Raw genomic sequence first — 4,340 nt, 5'->3', positions numbered from 1 at the left:
ATGAAAGATCTTAACTATAGATTAGAACAATTAAAAAATGATATAAACAATGAAATAAAAATCAGAATAGACGAAATAAACGGTTATTTGAAAAGAATTGCCGATTTAAATCAAAAGATATTAACATCGAGCTCAATAAGTGGCTCTCCTAACGATTTGCTTGATGAAAGGGACAGATTGTTGGATAAGCTTTCAGAACTTTCCAATATAAGAATAACAAGTCATTCAAATGGTCAAATTTCTTTGAGTATGGGGGATAAAGTAGTTTTAAATGGAAGTAGTTATCAAGAGATAAGATCCTTAACCATTGCCGAAACAAACGATGAATATTACGCCTATGTGGGCAACAATCCATTGACTTTTGACGATGGGAAAATGGCAGCCCTTTTTGAATTGAGGGATGAAATCATCCCTTCTTATCAGCAGCAACTCGATGAGTTTGGTTTGTATTTAGTTGATTCAACAAATCTTATTTATAAAGAGGGATGGGATTCAACAGGAACTATAACAGGAGCCAACTTTTTTGCTGATATAAGTACCAAAAGAGGTTTTGAAGATGCAAGACTTTTCAGGATAGCAGGAAATTCAGACGTATTTCATTCAGACACAATTCAGTACGTCACGAGTTTAAGCAGTTTTTATAGTGATCCTTCAATTGATTTAAATAATTTCGATCTTTACACCGTAGATTCTGCAGCTTCGCCTTCTCATTATAACAATAATAATTCAATAATACATGATTCAACAAATAATGCCATTTATTTTGATGATCCTTCTGGCTTTCAAAACAAATTAGTAGTTGATATAAAAGGAGATTTTCTCAGGGAATACGGTTTTCCTACTAAAGAAATTAAGGCATACAAAATAGATCCTGATAATGTACAACCTGGCAACCTTGAGTTTGAAATTTTCGGTGAGGATTGTAATATAAGTTTTTCTGATGCTGGTGAATTAGTATCAAATATAAACAGCGGTTCTGGAGGTTATTTGAAAGCAGAAGAAATTGATGGATTTATATACATCCTCCCCACGACTAAAATTCCAGATGCAGACTTGGATACCATCGTTTTAAACGATGTAGACGGTTCTCTTTCACAAATGGAAGCACAAAAAGTTACATTGGATGCCTTAGATACCTCAAAACCTACTTTGAATAATTTATTAGGTTCAAATGAAATAATAGAAATGAGTATAAATGGAATAAAAATAGAGATTAATCCTCTTAAAGACACTGTTTATGACTTAGCTGACAAAATTAATGCCACAAACACGGGGGTTACTGCTTCTGTTACTCCGCATGGTTCATTTGTGTTGAGGGCCGGAAATTTAATTAATTTTGACTTAAAGAATGTTACTATAAAGGGCCCTGAAAAATTATTCAATGCTTTAGGATTTATCGAAGATGATTCTAACAATATCGTTACACTGATTTCTCCATATATAAGCCCTGAACAAATAGATGAAAAGTTTTCTAAGGCGGATCTTTTAAGAATTGATAAAGAGTTAGGAATAGTCAATCAAATTTCGGTATCATCTAATTTAAAAGAGAATCCATCTTTACTTGCAACTGATTTGGGTTATTATGATACTAATTATTCTCCAACCGGTGGAGGAAACGTTAGTGTATGGGATGAAATATCTAAGATGTATGATAATTCAGTATTAGATAATGGGAGGATTGGTTTTTCGAACTTTTTGGGAAATATTGTTACAGATATAGGAGTTAAGGGAGAAACCGCGGATAAAATGAGACTCAACAGTGAAATGTTGAATAGTGAAATCAGCCTTGAAAAAGAAAGAGTGATGGGTGTTTCTATAGACGAGGAGATGACTAACCTTGTCAAATATCAGCAGGCTTTTAATGCTTCTGCCAGGGTTATCACAGCCGTGAATCAAATGATGGAGACGGTTATTAACAACTTGGGTGTTGTATAAGAAAGCCAGATAATATTTGTTTGATTGGTGAGGAGGAAAAAACATGAGAATCACAGAGAATCTTCTAAGTAGTAGGACACTTAACGATATTCAAAATGTTTTAAGAAAATATAGTGATTTAAATTCTCAATTAACTTCTGGAAAAAAAGTTTGTTACCCATCAGATAACGCAGCTGTTGCGACAAGGATTTCCAATTTAGATAGTCGTTTGAGGGAAATTGAACGTTATAAAACTAATGTGGAAACAGCCCAAAATTATGTGAATATGTATGATACAACATTACAGGAAGTGAGCTCGATATATCTTAGAGTTAAAGAGCTTGCTGTTAGAGGGGCAAACGATACATTAAGTGACGATGATAGAGTAGCTATAACAGAAGAACTCGACAAGATAAATACACAACTAATTTCTATAGCAAATACAGAAATTTCTGGGAACTATATATTTGGAGGAGCCAAAAACAATCAAAAAGTTGTGGAAATAGATAGTAATGGGAATTTTAAAATAACAGTACCCCCACAAGCAAATATCAGGCAGAAGATTTCTGTTGGTGGACAAGATATAGAATACGGTAAAACAGTTTATGATGTTTTTGTAACTGATAGTGGTGCCTCAATTTTTGGTATAGTCAATAGATTATCCCAAGCTATAGAATCGGGAGATAATACTTCAATTCAAAATGAGTTGGGGAATATCGAGGAAATACAAGCCAAATCGTTAAATAATCTGGCTGAAGTTGGCGCTACTCAGCGAGTTTTAGAAATGACCTCAAATAGAATGGAAGAATTTAAGAGTTTTTCAACAGAATTTTTATCCAATGAAGCTGATGCAGATATGGCTCAAGTTGTTATGGAATTAGCAACGCAGCAAAATGTTTTACAAGCTGCTTTAAAGGCGGCGGGTAATATTATTCCCCCAACCTTGGCGGATTTTCTATAAGGAGGTTTTCCAAAACAATGATAAAAGAGTATGAAACGAAGTTGGGAAGTGTGAAGATAGATACTGAGCGAACGATAATTTTTGAGTATGGTATTCCTGGTTTCGAAAATCTTAAACAGTTTGTTTTACTGGAACCGGAAGATACTTATCCCATCATGTGGTTAGCTTCGTTAGAAGATAAGAAAGTAGCTTTTCCTGTTACTTTTCCTCAACTTATAAGAAACGATTATCAATTTACACTACCCCAAGATTTAACAGAATACTTAGAATTAGAGAAACCAGAAGACGCTATAATATTAAGCATACTAACTATACCTGAAAAAGAAGATGAAATAACTATAAATTTAGCAGCCCCGATTATTATTTCGCAAAAAAATCATAAAGGGGCACAATATTTAATTGAAAACGAAGAATACAAAATCAGACACCTTTTGAAGGAAGAATTGGAAAGAAGTAAGGCTATATTATCTGTTCAAAAAGATGGTGAATAGATTTGTTGATATTATCTAGAAAGATAGGTGAATCCATCGTAATACAAGTAGGAAATAGAAAAATAAAGCTTATTATGGTTGAACAAGATAATGGAAGTATAAAAATCGGTTTTGAGGCACCCAAAGATATAAAAATTTATCGTGAAGAAGTGTATGAAGAAATTGTAAAGCAAAATAAAGCCGCATTGGAGAGTGATGTTAACAGATTGGAAAAAGTAAAAACCAGTATCCCAAAACTAGTTAAAAAAGACAACAAACAAAACACTTAGGCACAAGGGAGGAGAAAATCGAATATGGACCAAAAAAGAGCAATAATAGGTAAAGCAAAGGAAGTTAAACCTTTAATAATAAATAATGAAACGACTAAAGACGTTGAAAAAAGAATATTAATAGGAAAAAGTAATTATGGAGCACCTAATTTTGTTATGAGGTTGTTTACCGTTAAACCCGGAGGGTATTCTCCTAGACATTCTCATAGATGGGAACATGAAATATTTATAGTCAAAGGTAAGGCAGAAGTTTATGATGGAGAAAAATACAATTCAGTTGAAGCTGGAAGTTTTATTTACGTTCCTGGAGGTATAGAACACCAATTGAAGAACGCAGGGGATGAAGAGTTAGAATTTATTTGTGTTATTCCAACCTCTGCAGATGAAGAGTGAATTTTTCATAAAAAAGTGGCGTAGTGAATACATCGCCACCCTTTGTGTTTTTTTTGAAATATTTTAATTGTTTATAACTTCGTCTATAGCAATCTTTTCTTCTTCGGTTATCAGTTTATCGATATCTAGTATTACTAACATACCATCTTCTAAACGTGCTATTCCGCTTATAAAATCAGCTCCACGCATGCCACCTATATTGGGTTTTTCGTTTATTAAATCAGGATCGATACTTCTGACGTTTTTTACATCGTCAACCATTATTCCAACCCTTCTTTGATCAATTTTTAAAACTATAACTTTGGCGTGAGA

Annotated in this window: 6 protein-coding genes; 5 read left to right on the top strand and 1 reads right to left on the bottom strand. The window is 33.4% G+C overall.

Features of this window, described 5'->3' with window-relative positions:
• The 5 genes from AA81_RS02845 to AA81_RS02825 all read left to right on the top strand — a co-directional run.
• On the top strand, nucleotides 1–1,935 hold a 1,935-nt coding region (locus AA81_RS02845; RefSeq protein ID WP_103898134.1), incomplete at its 5' end, for a FlgK family flagellar hook-associated protein.
• A 43-nt stretch (nucleotides 1,936–1,978) separates the two neighbouring features.
• Nucleotides 1,979–2,875 carry a flagellar hook-associated protein FlgL gene (gene flgL, locus AA81_RS02840; protein WP_103898133.1) on the top strand — a complete coding sequence of 299 codons (897 nt, stop codon included), beginning with the start codon at nucleotides 1,979–1,981 and terminating at the stop codon, nucleotides 2,873–2,875.
• 17 nt (nucleotides 2,876–2,892) lie between these two features.
• The gene (fliW, locus tag AA81_RS02835; protein ID WP_103898132.1) at nucleotides 2,893–3,366 is read left to right on the top strand and encodes a flagellar assembly protein FliW; all 474 of its coding nucleotides are present in this window, start codon (nucleotides 2,893–2,895) and stop codon (nucleotides 3,364–3,366) included.
• A gap of 2 nt (nucleotides 3,367–3,368) precedes the next feature.
• Nucleotides 3,369–3,635, top strand: a complete 267-nt coding sequence (locus AA81_RS02830; protein ID WP_103898131.1) for a carbon storage regulator — start codon at nucleotides 3,369–3,371, stop codon at nucleotides 3,633–3,635.
• A gap of 24 nt (nucleotides 3,636–3,659) precedes the next feature.
• Entirely contained in the window at nucleotides 3,660–4,028 is a 369-nt protein-coding gene (locus tag AA81_RS02825) for a cupin domain-containing protein (RefSeq protein WP_103898130.1), read from the top strand.
• A gap of 63 nt (nucleotides 4,029–4,091) precedes the next feature.
• Here AA81_RS02825 and AA81_RS02820 read toward each other — a convergent pair.
• A partial coding sequence (locus tag AA81_RS02820) for a chemotaxis protein CheW (protein ID WP_211292632.1) occupies nucleotides 4,092–4,340 on the bottom strand: 249 nt, incomplete at its 5' end.

It is taken from the genome of Petrotoga halophila DSM 16923, from assembly GCF_002924615.1.
This window is presented reverse-complemented; position numbering and strand designations above follow the sequence as displayed.